General features: G+C 40.5%; 22 protein-coding genes and 1 pseudogene. 14 read left to right on the top strand and 9 right to left on the bottom strand.

Translation table 11 applies throughout. From position 1 onward, the window contains the following. Position 1: 1 nt before the first annotated feature. Positions 2–229 carry a hypothetical protein gene (locus NSS78_RS18185; RefSeq protein ID WP_003214732.1) on the bottom strand — a complete coding sequence of 76 codons (228 nt, stop codon included), beginning with the start codon at positions 227–229 and terminating at the stop codon, positions 2–4. A gap of 80 nt (positions 230–309) precedes the next feature. Continuing rightward, positions 310–2,736 carry a S8 family serine peptidase gene (locus NSS78_RS18180; RefSeq protein ID WP_309216069.1) on the bottom strand — a complete coding sequence of 809 codons (2,427 nt, stop codon included), beginning with the start codon at positions 2,734–2,736 and terminating at the stop codon, positions 310–312. Positions 2,737–3,236: 500 nt separating this feature from the next. Here NSS78_RS18180 and NSS78_RS18175 point away from each other — a divergent pair, with 500 nt between their 5' ends. The 4 genes from NSS78_RS18175 to NSS78_RS18160 all read left to right on the top strand — a co-directional run bounded on the left by NSS78_RS18175 (position 3,237) and on the right by NSS78_RS18160 (position 7,521). Beyond that, entirely contained in the window at positions 3,237–3,515 is a 279-nt protein-coding gene (locus NSS78_RS18175; RefSeq protein WP_137054219.1) for a hypothetical protein, read from the top strand. A gap of 52 nt (positions 3,516–3,567) precedes the next feature. Continuing rightward, positions 3,568–4,401, top strand: coding sequence for a PRD domain-containing protein (locus NSS78_RS18170; protein ID WP_137054220.1), 834 nt, complete (start codon positions 3,568–3,570; stop codon positions 4,399–4,401). A gap of 254 nt (positions 4,402–4,655) precedes the next feature. Further along, complete coding sequence (locus NSS78_RS18165) at positions 4,656–6,044, top strand: sucrose-specific PTS transporter subunit IIBC (RefSeq protein WP_212045684.1); 1,389 nt, start codon at positions 4,656–4,658, stop codon at positions 6,042–6,044. Between the two features lie 19 nt (positions 6,045–6,063). Then, complete coding sequence (locus NSS78_RS18160; protein WP_050944506.1) at positions 6,064–7,521, top strand: sucrose-6-phosphate hydrolase; 1,458 nt, start codon at positions 6,064–6,066, stop codon at positions 7,519–7,521. A gap of 552 nt (positions 7,522–8,073) precedes the next feature. Here NSS78_RS18160 and NSS78_RS18155 read toward each other — a convergent pair. Continuing rightward, positions 8,074–8,613, bottom strand: coding sequence for a hypothetical protein (locus NSS78_RS18155; protein WP_342468245.1), 540 nt, complete (start codon positions 8,611–8,613; stop codon positions 8,074–8,076). A 121-nt stretch (positions 8,614–8,734) separates the two neighbouring features. On the opposite strand from NSS78_RS18155, the gene NSS78_RS18150 reads away from it, so the two are divergent. The 3 genes from NSS78_RS18150 to NSS78_RS18140 all read left to right on the top strand — a co-directional run bounded on the left by NSS78_RS18150 (position 8,735) and on the right by NSS78_RS18140 (position 10,108). After that, positions 8,735–9,268, top strand: coding sequence for a dihydrofolate reductase family protein (locus tag NSS78_RS18150; RefSeq protein ID WP_212045682.1), 534 nt, complete (start codon positions 8,735–8,737; stop codon positions 9,266–9,268). Positions 9,269–9,473: 205 nt separating this feature from the next. Continuing rightward, positions 9,474–9,758: a hypothetical protein gene (locus NSS78_RS18145; protein WP_249118181.1), complete on the top strand. Its 285-nt coding sequence runs from the start codon at positions 9,474–9,476 to the stop codon at positions 9,756–9,758. A 131-nt stretch (positions 9,759–9,889) separates the two neighbouring features. Further along, the gene (locus NSS78_RS18140) at positions 9,890–10,108 is read left to right on the top strand and encodes a hypothetical protein (protein WP_249118180.1); all 219 of its coding nucleotides are present in this window, start codon (positions 9,890–9,892) and stop codon (positions 10,106–10,108) included. Between the two features lie 691 nt (positions 10,109–10,799). On the opposite strand, the gene NSS78_RS18135 is transcribed toward NSS78_RS18140, so the two are convergent. The 3 genes and pseudogenes from NSS78_RS18135 to NSS78_RS18125 all read right to left on the bottom strand — a co-directional run. Next, the gene (locus tag NSS78_RS18135; protein ID WP_212045681.1) at positions 10,800–11,432 is read right to left on the bottom strand and encodes a type 1 glutamine amidotransferase family protein; all 633 of its coding nucleotides are present in this window, start codon (positions 11,430–11,432) and stop codon (positions 10,800–10,802) included. A 74-nt stretch (positions 11,433–11,506) separates the two neighbouring features. After that, complete coding sequence (locus NSS78_RS18130) at positions 11,507–12,469, bottom strand: WYL domain-containing protein (RefSeq protein WP_212045680.1); 963 nt, start codon at positions 12,467–12,469, stop codon at positions 11,507–11,509. A 64-nt stretch (positions 12,470–12,533) separates the two neighbouring features. Further along, positions 12,534–12,647 (bottom strand): annotated as a pseudogene (locus NSS78_RS18125) (helix-turn-helix domain-containing protein); the annotation flags it as partial. Positions 12,648–13,030: 383 nt separating this feature from the next. On the opposite strand from NSS78_RS18125, the gene NSS78_RS18120 reads away from it, so the two are divergent. Continuing rightward, complete coding sequence (locus NSS78_RS18120; RefSeq protein ID WP_008359596.1) at positions 13,031–13,285, top strand: hypothetical protein; 255 nt, start codon at positions 13,031–13,033, stop codon at positions 13,283–13,285. Between the two features lie 154 nt (positions 13,286–13,439). Beyond that, on the top strand, positions 13,440–14,513 hold the full coding sequence (locus NSS78_RS18115; protein ID WP_226804386.1) for a chitobiase/beta-hexosaminidase C-terminal domain-containing protein: 1,074 nt from the start codon (positions 13,440–13,442) through the stop codon (positions 14,511–14,513). A 48-nt stretch (positions 14,514–14,561) separates the two neighbouring features. On the opposite strand, the gene NSS78_RS18110 is transcribed toward NSS78_RS18115, so the two are convergent. Further along, entirely contained in the window at positions 14,562–15,371 is an 810-nt protein-coding gene (locus tag NSS78_RS18110; RefSeq protein ID WP_044140232.1) for a bifunctional hydroxymethylpyrimidine kinase/phosphomethylpyrimidine kinase, read from the bottom strand. A gap of 125 nt (positions 15,372–15,496) precedes the next feature. Further along, on the bottom strand, positions 15,497–15,802 hold the full coding sequence (locus tag NSS78_RS18105) for a general stress protein (protein WP_137054226.1): 306 nt from the start codon (positions 15,800–15,802) through the stop codon (positions 15,497–15,499). A gap of 128 nt (positions 15,803–15,930) precedes the next feature. Here NSS78_RS18105 and NSS78_RS18100 point away from each other — a divergent pair, with 128 nt between their 5' ends. Both NSS78_RS18100 and NSS78_RS18095 read left to right on the top strand, forming a co-directional pair. Next, positions 15,931–16,758: a glycosyltransferase family 2 protein gene (locus NSS78_RS18100; protein ID WP_003214726.1), complete on the top strand. Its 828-nt coding sequence runs from the start codon at positions 15,931–15,933 to the stop codon at positions 16,756–16,758. After that, on the top strand, positions 16,755–17,435 hold the full coding sequence (locus NSS78_RS18095; protein ID WP_212045678.1) for a uracil-DNA glycosylase: 681 nt from the start codon (positions 16,755–16,757) through the stop codon (positions 17,433–17,435). The genes NSS78_RS18100 and NSS78_RS18095 overlap by 4 nt, the downstream gene beginning before the upstream one ends. A gap of 33 nt (positions 17,436–17,468) precedes the next feature. Here the strand turns inward: NSS78_RS18095 and NSS78_RS18090 are convergent, their stop codons facing one another. Then, on the bottom strand, positions 17,469–18,827 hold the full coding sequence (locus NSS78_RS18090) for an aldehyde dehydrogenase (protein WP_342468244.1): 1,359 nt from the start codon (positions 18,825–18,827) through the stop codon (positions 17,469–17,471). Between the two features lie 170 nt (positions 18,828–18,997). Here NSS78_RS18090 and NSS78_RS18085 point away from each other — a divergent pair, with 170 nt between their 5' ends. The 3 genes from NSS78_RS18085 (at position 18,998) to NSS78_RS18075 (ending at position 21,113) form a co-directional block, all read left to right on the top strand. Then, positions 18,998–19,330, top strand: a complete 333-nt coding sequence (locus NSS78_RS18085) for a YwdI family protein (RefSeq protein ID WP_137054229.1) — start codon at positions 18,998–19,000, stop codon at positions 19,328–19,330. 33 nt (positions 19,331–19,363) lie between these two features. Further along, positions 19,364–20,671, top strand: coding sequence for a purine/pyrimidine permease (locus tag NSS78_RS18080; protein ID WP_003214905.1), 1,308 nt, complete (start codon positions 19,364–19,366; stop codon positions 20,669–20,671). A 70-nt stretch (positions 20,672–20,741) separates the two neighbouring features. Continuing rightward, the gene (locus NSS78_RS18075; protein ID WP_003215282.1) at positions 20,742–21,113 is read left to right on the top strand and encodes a DUF423 domain-containing protein; all 372 of its coding nucleotides are present in this window, start codon (positions 20,742–20,744) and stop codon (positions 21,111–21,113) included. Positions 21,114–21,122: the final 9 nt, after the last annotated feature.

Genomic DNA, 21,122 nt, shown 5'->3' with positions numbered 1-21,122 from the left:
TTTACCGTCCACGCAGCCGGTAGATAGGGAAGAGGAGCATCATGATGAAAATAAACGCGGCTGTCACCAGCAAACTAAGCGGGTAAATGAAGGACACATAGACCGTCAGCTCGCATGCTTGATGAAAAGGACGAGGATGGTTCGCATATAAAAGGGTGAAAAAATACACCAAGGTGATCGTTAGAAAAAAAGCAATAAAAAAAGAAACGATCCATAGCAATATCAACATCAATCTCTCTTTCCTCCATATATGATCGAAAAGCCTTGATGAGCGATCCACTCATACAAGGCTTTTCTTGTGATTCACATTTATTCAGGATAAATATCGAAAGGTTCCTTCGTTTGAACAGTGTCGGATTTCCCTTTCAAACTTGCATACGCAAGCATTGTATACTCACCAGATTCGAGCTTTTGACCTTGATTAATTGTGCCATTCCATTTTACGCGGTGTTCTCCTTTATCAACATGTTGATAAACACCTGCTTCACCTAAATACTCTCCATCTGTCGAGTAGACGAGGAATGCAAGGTTTTCAGCTCCGCCAGGCAGATAGCTGCTAATGACATAGCTTCCAGCACGGTTATCCGGCTCTACAGAAACCGATGTGACGCGAGGATAATCAGGCTCTTTTACAATCAATAAAGTCGGAATCTCTGTGACCTTTCTGCCATTTTCGCGAAGGGTAATGCTGCCTTGGTACGTTCCTTTTTTCGTTTTACCATATTTCACTTGTACCGCGGAAGTAAAGGACCCAGTGGAATTCCCTTTGACAGTGATTTTTTTCGTTCCATTTATGCTGATGCCGCTGCCATCGAATTTGTAATCAATGGTATACGTTTTCGGTGCTTTTGAAAGGTTTTCTACCTTGAATTTCTTTGTTTTGATTTGAACGCCTTTTTCTTTCAAGAAAGTGCCGTAAGAATAACTCGCATCAGAAACGATAGATGACGCTTGGAGTGATTCAATGATTCGAACACTGCCTGTCCCTTGTGTGTTGTGAGGGAATGGGCTGCCGTTTGCGTCAAATAGTTTTTCTGCTGTATTCATGAGTAATGCTTTGATTTGTTCTGTTGAGTAAGATGGTTTTGCTTGCTTCATGATCGCTGCAACCCCTGCGACATGCGGTGAAGCCATGCTTGTCCCTTGCTTTGAGCCATATCCGTAAGGCTGAGAAGGATCATGCGTTGGGATTGTACTCACAATGCTGACGCCTGGCGCTGATAAATCAGGTTTAATCATCCACGTATCCACAACTGGTCCACGAGAGGAGAAGTCAGCGACTTGCTCACTAAGTTCTTTGACAAATTGAATGGAGAAAGTCGTTGTATTGTTTCCAGCCTCAATGGCTTTGACAAGCGCCGTTCCTTCAGCTTTTGAAAGCTTAATCGTAGGAAGAGCAAGACCCGGTACATCGACAGGGATTTCTCCATCGGTGTTGTTATACATCACAACGCCGATTGCACCAGCAGCTTTTGCATTGTCGACTTTATCAACAAAGGCAATGGCTCCTCGTTCGATCACGGCAACCTTTCCTTTCACATCGATGTCTTCAAATGCTTTTTCGTCACCGATACCTGCATGGACGAGTGTGACTTGTTTTTGGTCAAGTGCTTTTAAATCACTCTCTTGGTAGTAGCCCATCACTTTTGCAGTAGAATAGTTCGTGAATTTCACATTGTAAAGGCTGTAAGGAAGCTGAGTTGCTCCGACAGATATTGCATCTCTTGACGTGCCGGGAGATCCGACTGTCCAGCTGTTCGGACCGCTGTTTCCATTTGATGTGACAGCGACAACGCCTTCAGACATGGCCCAATCGAGTGCGATGCTTGTAGCATAATCAGGATTATTCACACTATTTCCGAGAGAGAGGTTCATGACATCTGCTCCATCAGTAACAGCACGGTCGATGCCTGCAAGGACGTTTTCAGTCGTCCCAGAACCGCCTGGTCCAAGTACACGGTACGCAAGAAGTGAGGCATCCTTTGCGACACCTTTAATTTGTCCATTGGCAGCAATTGTTCCTGCGACGTGTGTGCCATGGTCTGTCGATTCACCTCTAGGGTCTCCTTTAGGTGTCTCTTGCGGAGAATAATCATTATCAACAAAATCATAGCCTTTGTATAAACCGAAGTTTCCTTTTAAATCAGGGTGGGTATAGTCTACTCCAGTATCAATGACAGCGACTTTTACCCCTTTTCCAGAGTAGCCGGCATCCCAAGCTTTTGGGGCACCGATAAATGGAGCGCTTTTATCCATAAGGGGGGAGACATCTTCGTTTGGAAGCTGGATGCTTTCTTTTTTCACTTCATCTGTTTGATATGTAACATCCGGATAAACGGCTTTTACTCCGTCAACTGCGAGCAGCTTCGGAATTTCGTTTGCAGGAAGTTTCATCGAGAAACCAGAGAAGACTTTTTCGTATTCTTGACGAACACTCGCTTTATCAATTTCTTTGAGTGCTTCATTTTTTACTTTTGTTCGAGATTTTTTGAGGGAGGCCTTTGTTTGAGCTTTGCCTTCTTGCTTTGCTTCAACTAAGGATTTTTCCTTTAATTCAACAATGACAGTGGTGTGTTTTCTAGAATTGACATTGATTTCACCGAAGATTTCTGCTTTTTCCAGTTCCACCTGTTTGTTTGATGGAGCGGCACTAGCCTGTTGACCTGTAAAGAATGTGGATAAAATAAAAATAGTGGAGAACAATAGAACAGAAGAACGAGAGATGACCTTTTTCATTAATTTTCCCCTTTCTAGCTGTGTTTTTAGGGAGATAGCCTTTCTTTTTGTGAATAAATAGGAAAGATTCACTGCCCGTTATTAAGTATTCAATACGATGAAAACAATTCCTTTACTAAAATGGTCTTATTTTACATAGTTATAAAGAACTATTTTGTTTATAAAGTCTCACTTATGCACAAAATCCTGTTGATAACTCAATTATTTAGATATATATATGGAAAACAAAAAAATCTCATACACAAAATCTAGTAATGGGGTGTTGATATGTGGATAAACCCTGTTGATAAGGTGTGCTTATCTTTTGGATATAGTGTGTATAAAATTTTTATTCAAACACCCTCGTACATGATGATTTTCTGCACTTTTCAACAAAACTTCTGAAAACTAGTTTGTTTTTTCACCCAGATTGTGACAAACCTCTCTTTTTTCTCGGGATATGATAGGAGCAGTTGTTTTGCTAGAACTGCTAGATTCTAAGAAAAGCGGAGGGATGTTCGGTGAGGAAATTCAGAAACTGGTTGAGTGTATGGTTTGGTTTCATGATGAATGTGCTTGTGAATCCTGGTGTGATGATGAAGCAGCAACGTTTTCAGGCGGCTGCGGTGGATGATCGTTTCTTTCAAGTCGTGAACGAGAGAGAGCTAGAGAAGCTGGCAGAAGAAAAGAACAAGAAGCGCAGGTCAGAGAAACTGTTTAAGCAAAGTCTGATGATGCTTGATGAGAAGACGACGAGAGAGGCGCGTGCTGGTCCGCTCTTACCTTTACATGGGAGATGAAACAGGGTAAAATCCCACATAAGAAATGTTATCTAGTGGGAGAGGATACCCCTTGAAGATATATAAGATATTGAATAACAATGCAGTGATTGTAAAGGAGGATGATCAGGAGAAAATTGTGATGGGGCCCGGAATTGCTTTTCAGAAGGGGAAAAATGACGTCATTCCCGTTCAAAAAATAGAGAAAATCTTTGTTGTGCGTGAAGAAAATGAGAAATTCAAACAAATTCTTGCGACATTGCCCGAAGCGCATATTGAGGTGGCAGAGCATATCATCAGTTATGCAGAGGGTGAACTGATGATGCCGCTTAGTGATCATATCCACATATCACTGACTGACCATTTATCCTTTGCCATTGAGCGCATTCAAAAGGGCATTGTGCTATATAATAAATTGCTTGGTGAGATCAAAGTCTTATATAAGCAGGAATATGAAATTGGAAAGTATGCCATTCGTTATGTAAAGGATCGGCTTGGGGTTGAACTGCCGGACGATGAGGCAGGGTATGTGGCACTCCATATTCATACGGCCAAAATGAATACGGAGTCTATGAAAAAAACCGTGAAATATACAACGATGATCAAAGAAATGATCGAGCATATAGAAAGCTATTTTCAGCATTCAATTGATGAGGATAGTATTTCCTATCAGCGACTTGTGACACATTTGAGGTATGCATTAGGCAGGTTGGAATCAAATGAGGCATTTCAAATCATGGACGATGACATGCTGAGTTTTATCCAAACAAAGTATGATTTGGCTTACCAGTGTGCACGTGGACTCGCTGAATTGTTAAAAAATGAATATGAACTTCATCTCCCTGAATCGGAGATCGGCTACATCACGCTGCATGTCCAGCGTCTGCAGGATGCCGAATTGGTTTAGTGGTTGTGCCTGCATGCAGGCTTTTTTTTATGCACACTACTTTAAATAGTGTATATGGGTCAATAGATTCGAAAAAAGAGGTTGACGCACGTGACGCTCTTGTACTATGATGAAAGCGTAATCAAAACTTGATATCGTGGGATTGTGACTGTCAGGCAGGCAAGACCTAAAATTTGCGTAACGAGGGGACGTGTATGTCCTTTTATCGTTAGTGAATTTTAGGTCTTTTTTGTTTTAAAAAAGGAGGAGACAACATGGATTATCAAAAAACAGCCAAAGAATTAACAGAACTATTAGGCGGCAAGAAAAATGTCATCAGTGCCACGCATTGTGCAACAAGACTCAGATTGGTGATGAAAGATGAGGAACTGATTGACAAAGATGCCATTGAGGAACTTGAAGGGGTAAAGGGGGCTTTCTCAAGCTCGGGGCAATTCCAAATCATTTTTGGAACGGGAGCGGTCAACAAAGTATATGAACCATTTGCTCGTGAGACCGGCCTTGAGACAGACGACGAGAAAGAAAAACCTGTCAGCCATGATGAAGCAGTGAAACAAAAAATGAATCCACTTGCACGTTTTGCAAAGACGTTGTCAAATATTTTTGTACCGATCATTCCAGCCATTGTTGCAAGCGGTTTATTAATGGGGCTTTTAGGCATGATGAAAGCCTTCAAATGGGCTGACCCAAGCTCCGCGATCTTCCAAATGCTTGATATGTTCTCAAGTGCAGCCTTTATCATTTTACCGATTTTAATTGGTGTCAGTGCAGCGAAAGAGTTTGGTGGAAATCCGTATTTAGGAGCCGTTATTGGGGGGATTATGATTCACCCGAACCTGCTCAATCCGTGGGGACTGACGGATGCGAAACCAGAGTATATGCATTTATTCAATTTTGATATTGCTCTTCTTGGTTACCAAGGAACAGTCATTCCAGTGTTATTGACTGTGTACATCATGTGCCTTGTTGAAAAGTATTTAAGAAAAGTGGTTCCGAACAGTATTGATTTACTTGTGACCCCATTTGTGACGGTGATTGTGACTGGATTTGTGACGTTTATTGCTGTTGGACCGCTTGGAAGAATGCTCGGTACAGGAATTTCGAATGCACTGACATTTATTTATGATCACGCAGGGTTCTTAGCAGGACTTATTTTCGGAGGAGCCTACTCTCTCATTGTGCTCACAGGGGTTCATCATAGCTTCCATGCGATTGAAGCAGGACTGCTGAATGATATTGGGCGGAACTATTTGCTGCCAATTTGGGCGATGTCCAACGTAGCGCAAGGCGGGGCAGGCTTGGCAGTCTTTTTCTTAGCGAAACGCGCGAAAACAAAAGAAATTGCACTTCCTGCAGCCTTCTCAGCTTTCCTAGGGATTACCGAGCCTGTTATATTCGGTGTCAACCTCCGCTATCGTAAACCGTTTATTGCCGCGATGATCGGAGGCGCATTAGGCGGGGCATTTGTTGTCTTCACAAAGGTAGCCGCCAACGCCTATGGTTTAACGGGGATTCCGATGATTGCAATTGCAGCGCCATTCGGTGTGCAAAATGTGGTGAATTATGTGATTGGTATGTTAATCGCTGTTGCTGTTTCATTTACTCTCACCATCATCTTTAAAGTAAAAGAAGTCGAAAAATAATCAAGGAGTGGTCACAGTCATGACAACAACTGACGCAGTACTTCGTCAAAAGGTAGCAGAACGTATTCGAAACTACGAGCATTTGGTGAAAAAAGATGTGTACCGCCAGCATTTTCATTTAATGCCGCCAGTAGGTCTTTTAAATGACCCGAATGGGTTGATTCAGTGGAAAGGCGTTTACCACGTTTTTTATCAGTGGCAGCCATTCGAAACGGGTCACGGCGCAAAATTTTGGGGCCATTACACATCGACAGATCTAGTAAATTGGCAGCACGAGGAAGCCGCCCTTGCGCCAAGTGATTGGTTTGATCAAAACGGCTGTTATTCTGGCAGTGCAGTCATTGACGATGGACATATGTATGTGATGTACACTGGCAACGTTCGCGATGAACAAGGGAACCGCGAGACGTATCAATGTTTAGCTGTTTCAGAGGATGGCATTCATTTTCAGAAAAAAGGAGTCGTGGCGACGCTGCCAGATGGATTCACCGCCCATTTTCGTGATCCGAAAGTATGGAAGCGAAATGGCCAGTGGTACATGGTTCTAGGTGCACAAAGCCTGAACCTGAAAGGGAATCTCGTCTTGTTTACCTCTGATACTTTAGATAATTGGACGTTTCAAGGCATCATTGCAGGCAGTGGGAAAAATGGATTAGAGGATTTCGGCTATATGTGGGAATGTCCAGATCTATTTGAATTAGATGGCCGGGATGTATTGATTGTGTCGCCGCAGGGGCTCAAGCCGGATGGCTTAAAATATCATAATACACATCAATCAGGCTATTTTGTTGGGAGATTGGATGACCATACTTATCAATATACGCACGGAGCATTTGAGGAGCTGGACCGAGGCTTTGACTTCTATGCGCAGCAAACCTTTCTAGACGAATCAGGCAGACGCCTTCTAATCGGATGGATGGGAGTGCCTGATCAAGGAGAAGAGCATCACCCAACGATTTCGTATCAATGGATACACTGCCTCACCATTCCGAGAGAGCTGCGTTTAGATGATGACGGACATCTGATTCAAAAGCCAGTCACTGAGCTTCAGGCGATGAGAACCAACGAACAAGAGCATATTTTCCATATCAAACGCTCCGTTCAATCGATTCCTGTAGATGATATTACGAGCGCAGAGTTATTCATTGATCAAATTGATACACAAAAAGGGTTTGAATGCTGTATTCGAGCGGCAGCCCGTATCATTTATGATAAAGATGAGGGCAAACTGACACTAGAGCGAGATCGATTTGAAGATCGATCAAAAGAAGTTCGAGAAGTAGCAATAGAGGAATTACACGATCTTCACATCTTTATCGATGCATCGTCGATTGAGATTTTTGTAAACGGAGGCCGGGAAGTATTGACTGCTCGTTACTTTCCTTCCCCGGGAAATAAATCAATCTCGATCAGTGGTAGAAATGAAACAAATCTTAAACTAAAAACATGGCATTTACAAAGAGAAGCAGGTCGTTGATCTGCTCAACAAGTAGGGAAACGTCTACGTCTTCTACAACGATGATCAGTATGATGTGAAATTGAATTTTCCAGTTGATAAGTACCAAGAAACAGCGCAATGCTATAAATAAGGGAACTCTTCAGCCGCCTTCACGATTGATAGAAAAGGTGCCGATCAAGGATAAGGAATGTCAAACAAGAAAAAAGAGATGAATCATGAGTTTGTATAGGTAGAAATCTACCTGTATGAAATATCACTACTAAAGCTAAAGAAGAGCGAAAAAGAAGCAGGAAGGGATAGCCTGCTTCTTTTTGTTTTGAGAAGAGACAAAGTAATTATTAAGAATCTCAATCTATAGGCAACATTTGAATCAATTTGAACCACGATAGATGATAGTTGAATACAATTGTTCTTAGTTTGGACTAAGTATCCCCGAACTGTCCCCTAAAAAAGACTGATAACACATATCAGTCTTTTTTTCGCTTTTTATTATGATTTCTTTTTCAACTAAACATCTTTTGGTTTCCGAAAACACATTTTGATTCTTTCAGGTCTAAAATGTTACGTATTTTACTGAAATAAATCTTTTAAGATTAACTTGTGATATAAGGAATCTAGTTCTTTGGGCGTTAATCTCTTAGTTAGTGATTTATTCCAGTTGTCTAAAAAATTGATATTAGACAGAATATATTTACTAAGAAAAGAAGGTTCAAAACTAGTAGGGAGCATTTCTTCGAAATAATACTCCATTTCTATTACAAGTAATTTTGATAGATATTCAGTTAAAAAAAGGTTGAACGGTTCATCATTTACATGATTACTGATCAGCTTTCTTGCTTTAGAAAATTTATAAAAAGCGTCAGCTGTTTGAAAAGGTTGATGTATTCTATCATGAATATTAATTTCAGTAAATTTGCTCCATAAAATGGAAGCTCCAAATTCTAATAGATTGTATTTATCATGAAAAAGTCTATAGAAAGTTGAACGATGAATCCCTGATTGTTCGCATATTGTATTTATAGGAATTTTAGAAAATGTCCATTCTTCATTTGTAAGGAGTGAATAAAATTGTTCCCATATATATTTCTTTTGATTAACTGCTTTCATCATAATCTCCCAAGAGTCATAATTAAAAAAGTTCTATTTTGAGACAAAATCTATTTTTGTATCTTTTTCTTCTTCACTTAACAGTATAATATAAAATTATGCTTAATAAAAGGAGGAGAATAAAATGACGAGAAAAGTAATACTTTACATTGCTACAAGTATTGATGGATATATCGCAGATTCTGCTGGAGGAATTGAATGGTTATCATTAGATGAAACTTCGGGATTAGAAAAAGATGAAACCTATAATAAATTTTACAAGGAGATAGATACTGTTATCATGGGAAGAACAACTTATGATCAAGTAGTAAATGAACTATCTCCAAACTTTTATCCATACGAGAATAAAGTTAATTACGTGTTAACTAATAGAGATGGTGACGATAGAGCGAACGTAAATTTCTCAAGTGAGAATGTAGTTGATCTTGTAGAGAGAGCGAAAAATGAAAATGGAAAAGCTATCTGGATTGTTGGCGGAAATAGTGTAATAATGCCGTTAGTTGAAAAGAATTTGATTGATGAATATCGTATTGCTACAGTTCCTGTTATACTTGGGAAAGGAATTCCATTATTTAATACATTTAATAAATCAATTTTTTTAAAACTGAAAGAGTCATATAGTATTAATAGTATTTGTTATCACACATTTACAAAGTAGAGAAAACTTAGCAGATGATTCAAGTAAAGGAACGCTGATTGAACTGTCTGGTTTGGCGAAAAACTAAATTCAGAAATTAAACTAAACCATACAAAAAGAATCCGTGTCGGTGGCGAAGCCAAACCGATGCGGATTCCTTTTTTAGTATGTGTTAACCCCATGTTCTAACAGGGGGCTAACAAGTAACAGGAAACTGTCTCAACTATTGACAGATCAACGTTCTTATTGTCACATTCCAGTAGGAAATGGTCAACATAAGAAATTGACAAAATCATTTGATAAAAAAAGTGAAGCAAAGCGTTGGGCTTTAGAAAATGAATTAGAAAAAGGAAATGGGAAACAATTAGCTGAGCGTTCTACCACTTTTGCTGTGTACTTTGAAAATTGGATTTATATTATCAAAAAAAATGATGTCAAAGAAACTACTTTTCAAATTACCAACGTACTTCGTCAAGTATTGTTAAACGACTTTTTGGTGACATTCAGTTAAAAGATTTGAATGACATCGTAGTTCAACGTAAAATCGACGAGTATGCTAAAACACATTCCCGTAAGACAGCACATGAAGTTCTCTTAAAAATCAAAACGGCTCTACGTGATGCGTATGCTAGAGGTTACCTAGTGAGTGATTTTGCTAGTTTGGTAAAAACTCGTGATGAGGAATTACCTAAGCGTAATAAAGCCCTATCAATTACCGATTTTAAAACATTACGCAGATACATTCTAGAAAATACCGATGACGAGTTTAATGTGTTGGTATTGCTTGCTTTAGAAACTGGATTGCGGCGTTGTGAACTTTTAGGTATTCGGCCAGAAGATGTATATGAGTACGGCATATAGGTTAGACGTTCCATATGTCCAACTTCTGATGACACTTCTTTAAAAATTAAAAATTCTAAACGTGATGTGCCCATCAATAAAGAAGTCTATCAAATACTCAAAAAACTCCCCATTAAAGCAGGTGGCTTTTATTTTGATTCTGACGGATTCCATCAATCAGCTAAATTACTCAAAAAGTTAGATATTCTCAAAACGACGTTTCATGGATTACGTGATACCCATGCATCATTTCTATTCTCTCAAGATAGCGATATTGCCTATGTATCAAAACGCTAAAGTCATATCAATATTCAGACAACGCAGAACTATTATCTTGAATTGATGCCAGAAAAAAGCACCAGCAAGATGCTGATGCTTTAAACCTTTTAAATTTTTTGTCAAATTGATATTTTGAACCAACTTGAACCAAAAAACTCTTGTAAACGTTGATACAACAAGGAGTTGATTAACGTTTTGCGCAGTGAGTAAACCTCTATTTTCCTGAAAAGCGCAGAGGAAGTGCTTGTACATGACCAATGAAAGAAATACAATTACAGCGTTCCATTGTTGGGCTGCTAAGACCCCTTTATCAAGGAACGATCTCCTCTAATTTCAATAGAGTGAATAGCTTGTTAAAGTAGGATGTTAGAGCATGTGATGTTTCATTCTTTTTATTTGAATTAACATAAACCTGCTAAGTTGATTTTTTAGCTCAGCTATTTATTGAATTCATTAACTTGAAGAAGTATTCAGGTTGATGAGTCTTATTTAGGTTATACCATGAATGTAATGTATCTGGTGCAAATACATCTAATTTTTTCAATACTTCCATCGCAAATTCCAGAGGGGCTATTCCTGAGGCAGTAACTAAATTCGCATCAGATATTGCAGATCCCGCCTCATAGAACTTTTCCCCTTTATAGTTAGGACATACCATTTTAGTGTATTCTAAATTATTACTTGTATGCTTTCTAGTATCTAAGTATCCCATGTTCGCAAGAGCCTCAGTGGCACCACAAATTGCAGCAACAATAGTGTCATTCTTTAAAGCCTTGCCAACTAATTCTAAGGTGGGTTGATGAATTTCTTCATTCCAAGTAGTCCCTCCTGGTAAAATTAAAAGATCTTTACTCTCAAGAATACATTCATCGAGGGAAATATCTGGTTTTATGCTCAGTCCTCCCATAGTAGTAATCATTTCTTTATTAGCTCCTACTGTCATTACTTTTAAAGGTGCTAAACCTTTTTTGAAATATCTTCCTGAGTTTAGTTCAGCAATTAAATATCCATATTCCCAGTCCGACATTGTGTTAAATACATATAGAAATACTTTTTTTGTTTGCATCCAATAACACTCCAATCACAAGTGATATAGCTATTATAAAATAACTTCCCTGACAGTTAACGTCAGGGAAGTTATCATACTTGGTGAAATTTTATTAATTCCGACAGAACTTCAATAAGTCTTTTTTTAAGACTTATTGGCTCAATAACTTTAATAGATTTATTGTACGGTAAAAGTAAATAAGGTACATATGTATGTATCATGTCTTTTTCAAGAAGAAAAACTGCTTGATTTGAAGTCCGTTCTTGTAAATAATGTCCTAAAAACCAATGTTGGCAAATATCAGCCAATACACTTTTATCCCCATTAATAACCAATGAAATAATTTCTTCCTTATCTTCTATAGTTGGAAGGAGGTTTTTTATAAAAAAGTCACGTGCTGAAAAATTTTCTGGTCTGTTAAAATGATTTTCAGTTAGCATAAGACTTTCAATTCGATCTACTCTAAAACTGCGGATATCATTTCTTAGATGACAAAATCCAATCACATACCACTTATTATTCCAATAGATAATTCTGTACGGATCAATCAATCTATAATTTAATTGCTTTTCTCCAATTTTCTGGTAAAGAATTTTTACTGAATGCCTGTGCGCTAAGGCCTGCTCCAACTCTTTCAAAGAAGATTCCATAGAGAAAGAACTTACTCGACTTATTACTTCAAGACTAGTTACATGTTGGTTTATCTTTGATTCCTGCTCTTGATTTGAGTATTTACTTAGTTTTGAAATGGCCCTATTTAAGGCTTCACCTCCGTAATATCCGGCTTCTTCTGCAAAAACAGCAGCGTGAAATAGTGAAGTTTGTTCCTCAGAATCAAAAAAAAGAGGAGCCTCAATGAAATTGTTCATTAAAGTGTATCCACCGTTATGTCCTGGTTCTGAAATTATAGGTACGCCACTTGTTGAAATTGTATCAATATAACGATACACAGTCCTTATATTAATTTCTAACTTTTCTGAAATTTGTTTCGCAGTAATTTTCTCACCTGAATGAAGCATCCATAGAATTGCTAACATATTGTCAATTTTAGGCATGTGATTTCACCTCTATATGAAATTTATTTTCTGTTATACATTTCTGATTTTTTAGTATAACTCATCAACTGTTCCTTTCCGATAGCTTTCTATACAATGATGCCCTAGACATTGTGATTTCACAAATTTGATTTACAGTGTGATCTCACTCTTTATAAAGCTTTACTGCTTAATCCATTCTTACATCATATTTCTCCTTAGGATGGGAGCATATCACTAGGAGAATACCTAATTCTAAAAAATGGTTGCGTTCGATTCTCTAAGACCATTAAACCTTTCTTAACGTTGTTAAAACTGTGGAGTTAATTATACTTTTTCTTATAGTTGATTGTAGAAAAACATGGGTGTCTCTACAATCTGAGCTGATCATTGATCTGCTTTTTCTAGTTAAATCAACCTGTATCTTATAGCCTATAACGTGTATATACAAGGCTGACTGGAAGCGGTTTGATGACGTTTTACATATAGGATATCAAGTGGCATTATGGTATCATTTTAAAATATATACAGCTGAGGCTGACGTTTATCCAAATGCGGTAGGACAAAAAAGGGGTTGTTTATTTGAATTCAAAACAGCAGCCGACGACTAGAAAACGCTTGGAGACAATGGCAGATCATGTTGAAGATAAACGTGAAGAATATAAAGAATTGCTCATTCAAGTCCAATCTATTCTCGGTGAACCTTCTCTAGAGCAGGAAGAATTAAAAGAGAAGCTGTCAGATACGTATAAACAAATGAAAGAATATGCCTTATTTGTTGAATCCATTGAAGCCTTTATTCGAAAAATGGCGAAAGAATCTGATCAGCAAAAGTAGGTATTCATTTATGGATAAAAGAGTGTACTTGCGTGCGAGTGCACTCTTTTATTTCGGTCAGATGATTCAGAAATTAAAATGAAAGCGTTGACATTTCTATTGTCATGATAAATAATAAATAAAAATTCATCTGAGCATGTACAGGAGGAACGATATGAACCATACAACCAAGAAATGCCTGATCACCTTTATCATTGTCCTATTTTCTATGAGTTTTCTTTTTCCTTCCGTTTCTTCTGCCCGAAATCATACGTCGTATTTTGCATCAACTGCTTCAGTCCCATCTGGTCAATATTATCGTTCACAAGAGGTAGCTCTGCATTCTCACGTTCAAAAAGCTTCTCTTTATTACACAACAGATGGCAGCCAGCCGACAACTCAAAGTCAGTTATACAAAAAGCCCATTCATATAGAAACTGATACGACTTTAAAAGTAAGCGCTTACAAGAGAAACCACCGCCTTTCCACGTCTACGTACAATTATCGCTTTGTCACACGAGAGGACATTGCATCATCTTTTTTATCTTTCGAATACCAAGGAATGCCTTATCGGCTGTATATTCCAAAAAACCGTAAGAGGGGTAAAGCCTATCCTCTAGTCCTGTTCTTACATGGAGGCGGGGAGAGGGGAACAGACAATCAAAAGCAGTTACTTGCGAATGATGGTGCAGTTTTATGGGCTTCCCCTGAAGTCCAAAAGAAACATCCTTCGTACGTACTAGCACCTCAGGCGCGAAATGCTGTCGATGGAGGATTTGCATTAACAAGAAATTTGCAAAATGAAATCGATCTGACAAACGTGTTTCAATTTTCACCAGATTTACACAAAGCTTATGATGTCCTTCAGCATGTGTTAACTTCTTATCAGATTGATCAGAAAAGAATTTATGCGACGGGTTTATCACAAGGTGGATTTGGGACGTACCAGTTGAACATCACATATCCTCGTTTGTTTGCAGCGATGATTCCTATTGCGGGGGGTGCAGATCCAAGCAAGGCAGGAATTTTAGCGCACAAGCCGATATGGGCATTTCATGCAGAAGATGATTCCATTATCCCTATCAGCTATGCGAGAAATACAATTCAAGCTATTCAAAAAGCTGGCGGCCAGCCGCTTTATACGGAGTACGCAAGCAAGTATGGATATGACCATGCATCATGGACGCCTGCTTATGAGACACCAGGCTTAACAGATTGGCTGTTTGCACAGAGACGCAGCTATCGATAAACAAAACCCGATTCACCTTCTAACAAGGCGAATCGGGTTTTTTCTGTTTTATTTGTCAAAACGATGAGCAGAATGCTTTGTTGGTCCGATGTATTCATTTAGCTGGAAAGAGCCTTTGATGGCAGCTGTGATGAATTCTTTTGCTGCATAAATGGCTTCTTTCACGTCTGAGCCGTTTGCCAGTTCAGCTGTGACTGCTGCTGAGAATGTGCAGCCTGCGCCGTGTGTGTATTCTGTGTCGATCTTCTCTGTTTCAAGTCGTTCGAAGGTTTGTCCATCATAAAGCAAATCAATCGCTTTATCTGGGCTTAGCTTACCGCCTCCAGTGATGACCACATACTTGGCACCAAGTTCGTGAATGCGTTTTGCTGCTTCTTCCATTTGTTCGATCGTTTTGATCTCACCGATTCCGCTTAATTGACCTGCTTCGAAAAGGTTAGGCGTGATGACTGTTGCCAGTGGCGTAAGCTTTTCGCGCAGTGCTTCCGCGTGCTCTGGATAAAGGACTTCGTTCGCACCCTTACAAACCATAACAGGATCAATGACGACATTTTTTAGATCGTATGTTTTGATGGTGTCAGCTGCAAGTTCGATCACGTCGACCGTTGGGAGCATACCCGTTTTCAGCGCATCTACCCCAATACCTTCTACAATGGTAGAGAGCTGCGCACGAATCGTCGCCGTATCAATTGGAAACACCTGATGATCCCAATGGTTATGAGGGTCCATTGCAACGACAACGGTTAAAGCTGTCATCCCGTAGACGTTTTTTTCTTGAAACGTTTTTAAATCTGCTTGGATACCTGCACCGCCGCTTGAATCCGAGCCTGCGATGGTGAGTGCTTTATTCATAGACATAGTTGCTGAACCTCCAATGTGATGTGTAACAGTTACTGTTCTATCCTTATTATAATCAGCTTTTCCATTTATCACAATGAAACGGCATAAAAAAGCGTTCCACTCTAGGAGGAACGCCTTACCCCTTACCTTTTAAAAATCACTAATTTCCCCTTTTTCAGTTCGTCTAAAAGAGTTAAAGCTAATTCCTGATCGGCGCCAACTGACATCATTTTGGCCATGAGCTCGTCATCCCGGGTGCGGATGACATTGGCAATTTGATCTAAAATTCCTTGATCGACCGCTGTCATGCTTTTGGCATTCGTATGCTCTGTGACGGTATCAGAGCGTTCTGGATCGTATGCAAAAACAAAAATATCATCCTTTGCTGAGCGTATTTGTTCAATGGTCTGCTTCGCTTCTTTGCTATTTTCTACTGTGAAATATTCCATCGTGATCACTCCTTTCCATCGAAAATTCCCATTTTCCCGTCACATCAAACCGCCTTTTATATCATGAGAAGAACGTCATTTTATGTTTTAATGGAAAAAGACGAATCTATTAAAGGAGTTAGCTGAATATGAAGATTTCCTTATTAATTGTGACACATAACCGGCTCAGCGCACTGTGTGAGCTGCTTGAATCTATTACGAGACAAACCGTACAGCCTTTTGAAATTGTGGTTGTGAATGATGCAGGAGAGCGCGTCGAGATCATTCAGGAACTCTACCCCGAACTTCCGATCCGCTTGATCCATTTAGATGAGAACGTCCAGCATGTGAATGCTAGAAACGTGGGGGTGCGGGAGCTGACTGGCGATGTGATCATGCTGAGTGACGACGATGATTACTTTACACCTTGTCATATTGAACGTATGAGTAAGGCGCTGGAGGACGCCGATTTTGTCTTTTCTGATGCAGAAATTGTGTCATTTGAAGAAAAAGGCGCGACCCGCTTCCCGGTGTCAAGACGTTTGTTTGCGTATACAGCTGCTATTGAGGATATGCGTGTCTTTTCTACATATGTTCCTTCCGGCAGTATGTATAAACGCTGTATACACGATGAGATTGGCTATTTTGATCCAGCGATGCATCATTATTGGGACTGGGACTTCTTTTTGCGTGTATCACAGCATGCCCGGATCAAACGAGTGCCAGCTGCCAGCGTGATCTATGCGTTTTTTGACGGCGGAGGGAATCAGTCTAGTGATCTTGGTGAGACAAGGAAGAACTACTTAGATGATCTAAGTGAAAAGCATGGGCTGGGTGACCTTCCGACAGCGAACTTTGCTGTCTTATTAGAAGAACCAGCAATGAAAAAACGAGAATCAGAGAGTGAGATTGTGTGGGATGGAAAACCGATGATCTCAAGACTAACGCAGCAGACACAAGGAGGAGAACCCCAATGAAGCCATTTTTAAATGATAGCTGGTGGGCTGTGATGAAAAGTGAATTTGAACAGCCATATTATCACGAATTACGTGAATGGATGAAGGAAGAATATCGCACGCAGACCGTTTTTCCGAAACCAGATGACGTTTATCGTGCGCTTCATTTGACGTCATATGAAGAGGTCAAAGTGGTGATTTTGGGACAAGACCCTTATCATGGCCCATGTCAGGCACATGGATTAAGCTTTTCTGTTCAGCCTGGTGTGAAGCATCCGCCATCATTGAGAAATATTTTTCAGGAGCTAAAGGATGATCTTGGCTGTCCTGTTCCAAATCACGGCTCACTTGTGAGCTGGGCAGAGCAAGGTGTGCTGCTCTTAAACACTGTGCTAACCGTGAGAAAGGGCGAGGCGAACTCGCATAAAGGCAAGGGCTGGGAACGTGTGACAGACCGCGTGATTGATGTGCTGAATGAACGTGATCAGCCCGTCGTTTTTGTGCTGTGGGGAAGACATGCTCAAAATAAGAAAGAACGCATTGATCAAAACAAGCATTACATCATTGAGTCACCTCATCCAAGTCCTTTTTCTGCAAGAAACGGCTTTTTTGGCAGTCGTCCGTTTTCAAAGGTAAACGCGTATTTAAAGCAAATGGGGATTGAAGAAATCAACTGGTGTATCCAAGATATTGAGTAAAAAGAGGACGAGGGGAGAGACCCTTCGTCCTGTTTATTTTAAAAATTTACGAACCAAGTCGAGTCCGTTTTTCGCATTTGGATAACGGAAGGAAAAATCGAAGCGATTGGTTTGGCGCAGGACGCTTTTTTCATGCGTAAACGTAAAGAAGCTTTCTTTCCCGTGATATCGTCCCATGCCGCTTTCACCCACGCCTCCGAATGGCAGGTAAGGAGTAGCGACATGCATGAGCGTGTCATTGATACATCCTCCGCCAAATGAGAGATGGTCTAGAATATAGGCTTCTGTTTCTTTACTTGTTGTAAATAAGTAAAGCGCAAGCGGCTTCGGTCTTGTTTTGATCATATGAGCTGCCTCGTGCAGAGAATCGAAGGTCATGACAGGCAGAATCGGTCCGAAAATTTCCTCCTGCATGACAGGATCTTCCCATGTGATGTGGTCTAATATGGTTGGTGCAATTTTGAGCTCGTCTTCGTTGCGCTGTCCACCTGTAACGATCGTTCCATTTGAGAGAAATTGTGAGAGCCTGTCAAAATGACGCTGGCTGACATTTTTCCCAAAGTGCGGATTTGTTTCAGGCTGGTCGCCATAAAAGTCACGGATACAGGCTGTCATTTCCCGTAAAAGATCGTCTTTAATGGATTCATGAACAAGCAAATAGTCTGGTGCAATACACGTTTGGCCAGCATTGGTAAATTTGCCGAACGTGATTCGCTTTGCCGCTAATTTGATATCTGCATCAGGCGTGACGATGCAAGGGCTTTTTCCGCCAAGCTCAAGTGTAACAGGGGTCAAATGCTTTGCGGCGGCTTCCATGACGACTTTGCCAACTGCCACACTTCCTGTAAAGAAGATATAATCAAAGGGCAGTTTCAACAGCTCTGTACTCACATCTACACCGCCTTCTACGACAGCTACATGGTCTTCTTGAAATACAGGTTCGACCATTGCACTGATTACTTCTGAAACTTGCGGCGTCAGCTCAGACGGTTTTAAAATAACGGCATTACCCGCAGCAATGGCACCAACTAATGGAGAAAGGGCCAATTGGAAAGGATAGTTCCAAGGGGCAATGATGAGCACACTGCCATAAGGTTCCTTCATAATCATACTTTTCGACCCGATATGAGTGAGGGGCGTTTTCACGCGTGTTGGTTTTGCCCATTTGTGGAGGTGCTTGATGGTATGATTGATTTCCTCATACACCATCCCGATCTCTGTTGTGTAGGCCTCCTGTTCGGATTTATGTAAATCATGGGCCAAGGCTTGTAAAATATCCTTCTCATGCTGTTTGATGGCTGCTTTTAAGTCTTTAAGAAGACGGATGCGTTCTTCCACCGGCGGCTTTTGAAAGACTTTTTGTTTCTGAAAAAGAGTAGTGAGTTTGTCCATTATTCAATCCTTTCATAAACGATGTTGTTTCCTTTATTATGTGTGAAGGGCTATGTCGGGTCAAATAAGAGAGGCGGGAGCAGACTGCTTTGAAAAAATGAACCCATTTCGTTTGTTCATTTGGTAAAATAATGTTGAAAAGAGACTTTTTTAGATTGGAGGGTCTACCCTTGAATATTCATATATCAAGCCTGCTTCAAAAAATGGAGGAAGCGGTTCAAAAGGCGAAACAAAGTGAAAATGATGAAGAGGTGAAACGCCAAGTGGCGGCGATTTCTTCACTATGTGATGTCATTCTCGATGCACCATCACAGGTGCAAATGCCGCAAACGCCGGTTATCTCGCCACCTTCTTCGATACAGACACCGCCCGCGCCGCCCGTATCCTCAGATCAAGCCATGCTTGAGAAACTGATGGGTGCGAGTGGTGCGAAGAAATTTCAGCATCAAGAAGAGGGGCAAAAAGAGAAGGATGGGAACGGCGACTCTATCTTTGATTTTTAATGGTCTTGTCACGACAAAGGGAAGGTGATCGGTTTGAAACTATTTTTGGGCGCCATTCAGTGGATGGCATTTTTTATCGCAGCTTCTATTGCTGTACCAATTGCGATTGCACAAGCATTTGAATTGAACCAAGTGCAGTCAGCGGAGCTGATTCAAAGTACATTCTTTTCACTTGGTCTTGTGGCGATGGTTCAGTGTTTATGCGGCCATATGCTGCCGATCAATGAAAGTCCAGCGGGGCTTTGGTGGGGTGTGTATACCCTTTATGCAGGTATGACAGGAACCATCTTTGCGACGTATCCTGAAACTCTGCAAGCACTACAAGGGGCTTTAATTTTTAGTGCCGCTTTCTTTTTTATTTTTAGTTTATTTAAAATCATTAATTGGCTCGCGTCTTTATTTACGCCAGTCGTCACAGGCATTTACTTGCTATTATTAGTTGTCCAGTTAAGTCAGCCGATCATGAAAGGGCTGATGGGCATCGGCTATCGGGGAAATCAGGTGGATGGGCTTGTCTTTTGCTTATCAATCTTCATTATTATCCTGACCTTCATGATCAGCCGCTCAAAATGGCATTACTTAAGACAGTTTTCTGTGTTGTTTGCCCTTGCAGGAGGCTGGTTGTTATTCGCTCTACTCGGGTTGGCAAAGCCGGTTCGAATTCCAGAAAAAATCATCGAGTTTCCGAAGCTTTTCCCATTCGGCATGCCAGTCTTTGACAGTGGATTGCTTGTCACGTCCTTTTTCATTACGATATTACTCATTGTGAACATGCTGGCAAGTATTCGAATTGTGGAAAGTTCAGTGAAGGCATTTGGTGAACTGCGTGAGCGGAAGAGAGCTCGTCCGGCTGGTTTTGTCGCAGCATTTGGTCACTTACTGAGCGGATTGATCGGAGCGATTGCGCCTGTACCTATTTCCGGGGCAGCAGGATTTATCCAGACAACGAAAATTCCATCGAGAAAGCCATTTTTCATAGGAAGTCTGCTCATTGTACTCATTAGTTTATTCCCGCTGCTCATGAGCTTTTTCTCCGCATTGCCATCACCTGTGGGGCTTGCTGTAAACTTTGTGGTGTTCTCCTCGATGATTGGGATTGCGATGTCTGAGTTTGATCAGTATGAGAAAGAAGAAATTCCGCGGATTCGCTTTGTCCTAGGGATTGCCGTTTTAGCAGGTGTAGGGGCGATGTTTGTACCGCAGGAAGCCTTGAAAGGCATGCATCCTGTGCTCATTTCATTATTAAGCAATGGACTTGTTCTAGGTACACTCATTGCGATCGCGGTCGATCAAGTTCTGTTACGAAAGAAAAAGAAATCCGACAATCTCGTGTCAACGTAAAGGGAAAGTTGAATATCGTCTGTCACCCGCGCTATGATAAATATAATTGACGAGATAAGGAGAATGACGAATGAAACTATTTTTCATTTTAGGTGCGATTAATGCGATGCTAGCTGTTGGACTCGGAGCCTTCGGTGCGCACGGTCTTGAAGGGAAAATCCCTGAAAAGTATATAGAGATTTGGAACAAAGGGGTTCAATATCAGATGTTCCATGCGATTGGACTATTTATTGTCGCCTTTCTTGCAGATAAGCTGTCAGGTGTTTCTTTAGTCCCAACCGCTGGCTGGGTGATGCTTGCAGGTATCCTTTTCTTCTCAGGAAGCCTTTATGTCCTGGCATTGACTCAGGTGAAGATTCTAGGTGCCATTACCCCAATTGGCGGAGTGGCGTTTATTGCTTCTTGGATCATGCTTGTCATTGCAGCAGCAAAAAATTTATAAGCTAAAAAA

The organism is Bacillus sp. FSL W8-0920 (genome assembly GCF_038593215.1).
Classification (GTDB): Bacteria; Bacillota; Bacilli; order Bacillales; family Bacillaceae; genus Bacillus; species Bacillus pumilus.
This window is presented reverse-complemented; position numbering and strand designations above follow the sequence as displayed.

Excerpts from the sequence above, each read along its gene's own strand:
- NSS78_RS18165 (WP_212045684.1), top strand. The coding sequence starts at position 4,656 with ATGGATTATCAAAAAACAGCCAAAGAATTAACAGAACTATTAGGCGGC.
- NSS78_RS18150 (WP_212045682.1), top strand. The coding sequence starts at position 8,735 with ATGACGAGAAAAGTAATACTTTACATTGCTACAAGTATTGATGGATAT.
- NSS78_RS18100 (WP_003214726.1), top strand. The coding sequence starts at position 15,931 with ATGAAGATTTCCTTATTAATTGTGACACATAACCGGCTCAGCGCACTG.
- NSS78_RS18095 (WP_212045678.1), top strand. The coding sequence starts at position 16,755 with ATGAAGCCATTTTTAAATGATAGCTGGTGGGCTGTGATGAAAAGTGAA.
- NSS78_RS18155 (WP_342468245.1), bottom strand. The coding sequence starts at position 8,613 with ATGATGAAAGCAGTTAATCAAAAGAAATATATATGGGAACAATTTTAT.
- NSS78_RS18115 (WP_226804386.1), top strand. The coding sequence starts at position 13,440 with ATGAACCATACAACCAAGAAATGCCTGATCACCTTTATCATTGTCCTA.
- NSS78_RS18105 (WP_137054226.1), bottom strand. The coding sequence starts at position 15,802 with ATGGAATATTTCACAGTAGAAAATAGCAAAGAAGCGAAGCAGACCATT.
- NSS78_RS18135 (WP_212045681.1), bottom strand. The coding sequence starts at position 11,432 with ATGCAAACAAAAAAAGTATTTCTATATGTATTTAACACAATGTCGGAC.
- NSS78_RS18185 (WP_003214732.1), bottom strand. The coding sequence starts at position 229 with ATGTTGATATTGCTATGGATCGTTTCTTTTTTTATTGCTTTTTTTCTA.
- NSS78_RS18110 (WP_044140232.1), bottom strand. The coding sequence starts at position 15,371 with ATGTCTATGAATAAAGCACTCACCATCGCAGGCTCGGATTCAAGCGGC.
- NSS78_RS18130 (WP_212045680.1), bottom strand. The coding sequence starts at position 12,469 with ATGCCTAAAATTGACAATATGTTAGCAATTCTATGGATGCTTCATTCA.
- NSS78_RS18090 (WP_342468244.1), bottom strand. The coding sequence starts at position 18,827 with ATGGACAAACTCACTACTCTTTTTCAGAAACAAAAAGTCTTTCAAAAG.
- NSS78_RS18180 (WP_309216069.1), bottom strand. The coding sequence starts at position 2,736 with ATGAAAAAGGTCATCTCTCGTTCTTCTGTTCTATTGTTCTCCACTATT.
- NSS78_RS18075 (WP_003215282.1), top strand. The coding sequence starts at position 20,742 with ATGAAACTATTTTTCATTTTAGGTGCGATTAATGCGATGCTAGCTGTT.
- NSS78_RS18160 (WP_050944506.1), top strand. The coding sequence starts at position 6,064 with ATGACAACAACTGACGCAGTACTTCGTCAAAAGGTAGCAGAACGTATT.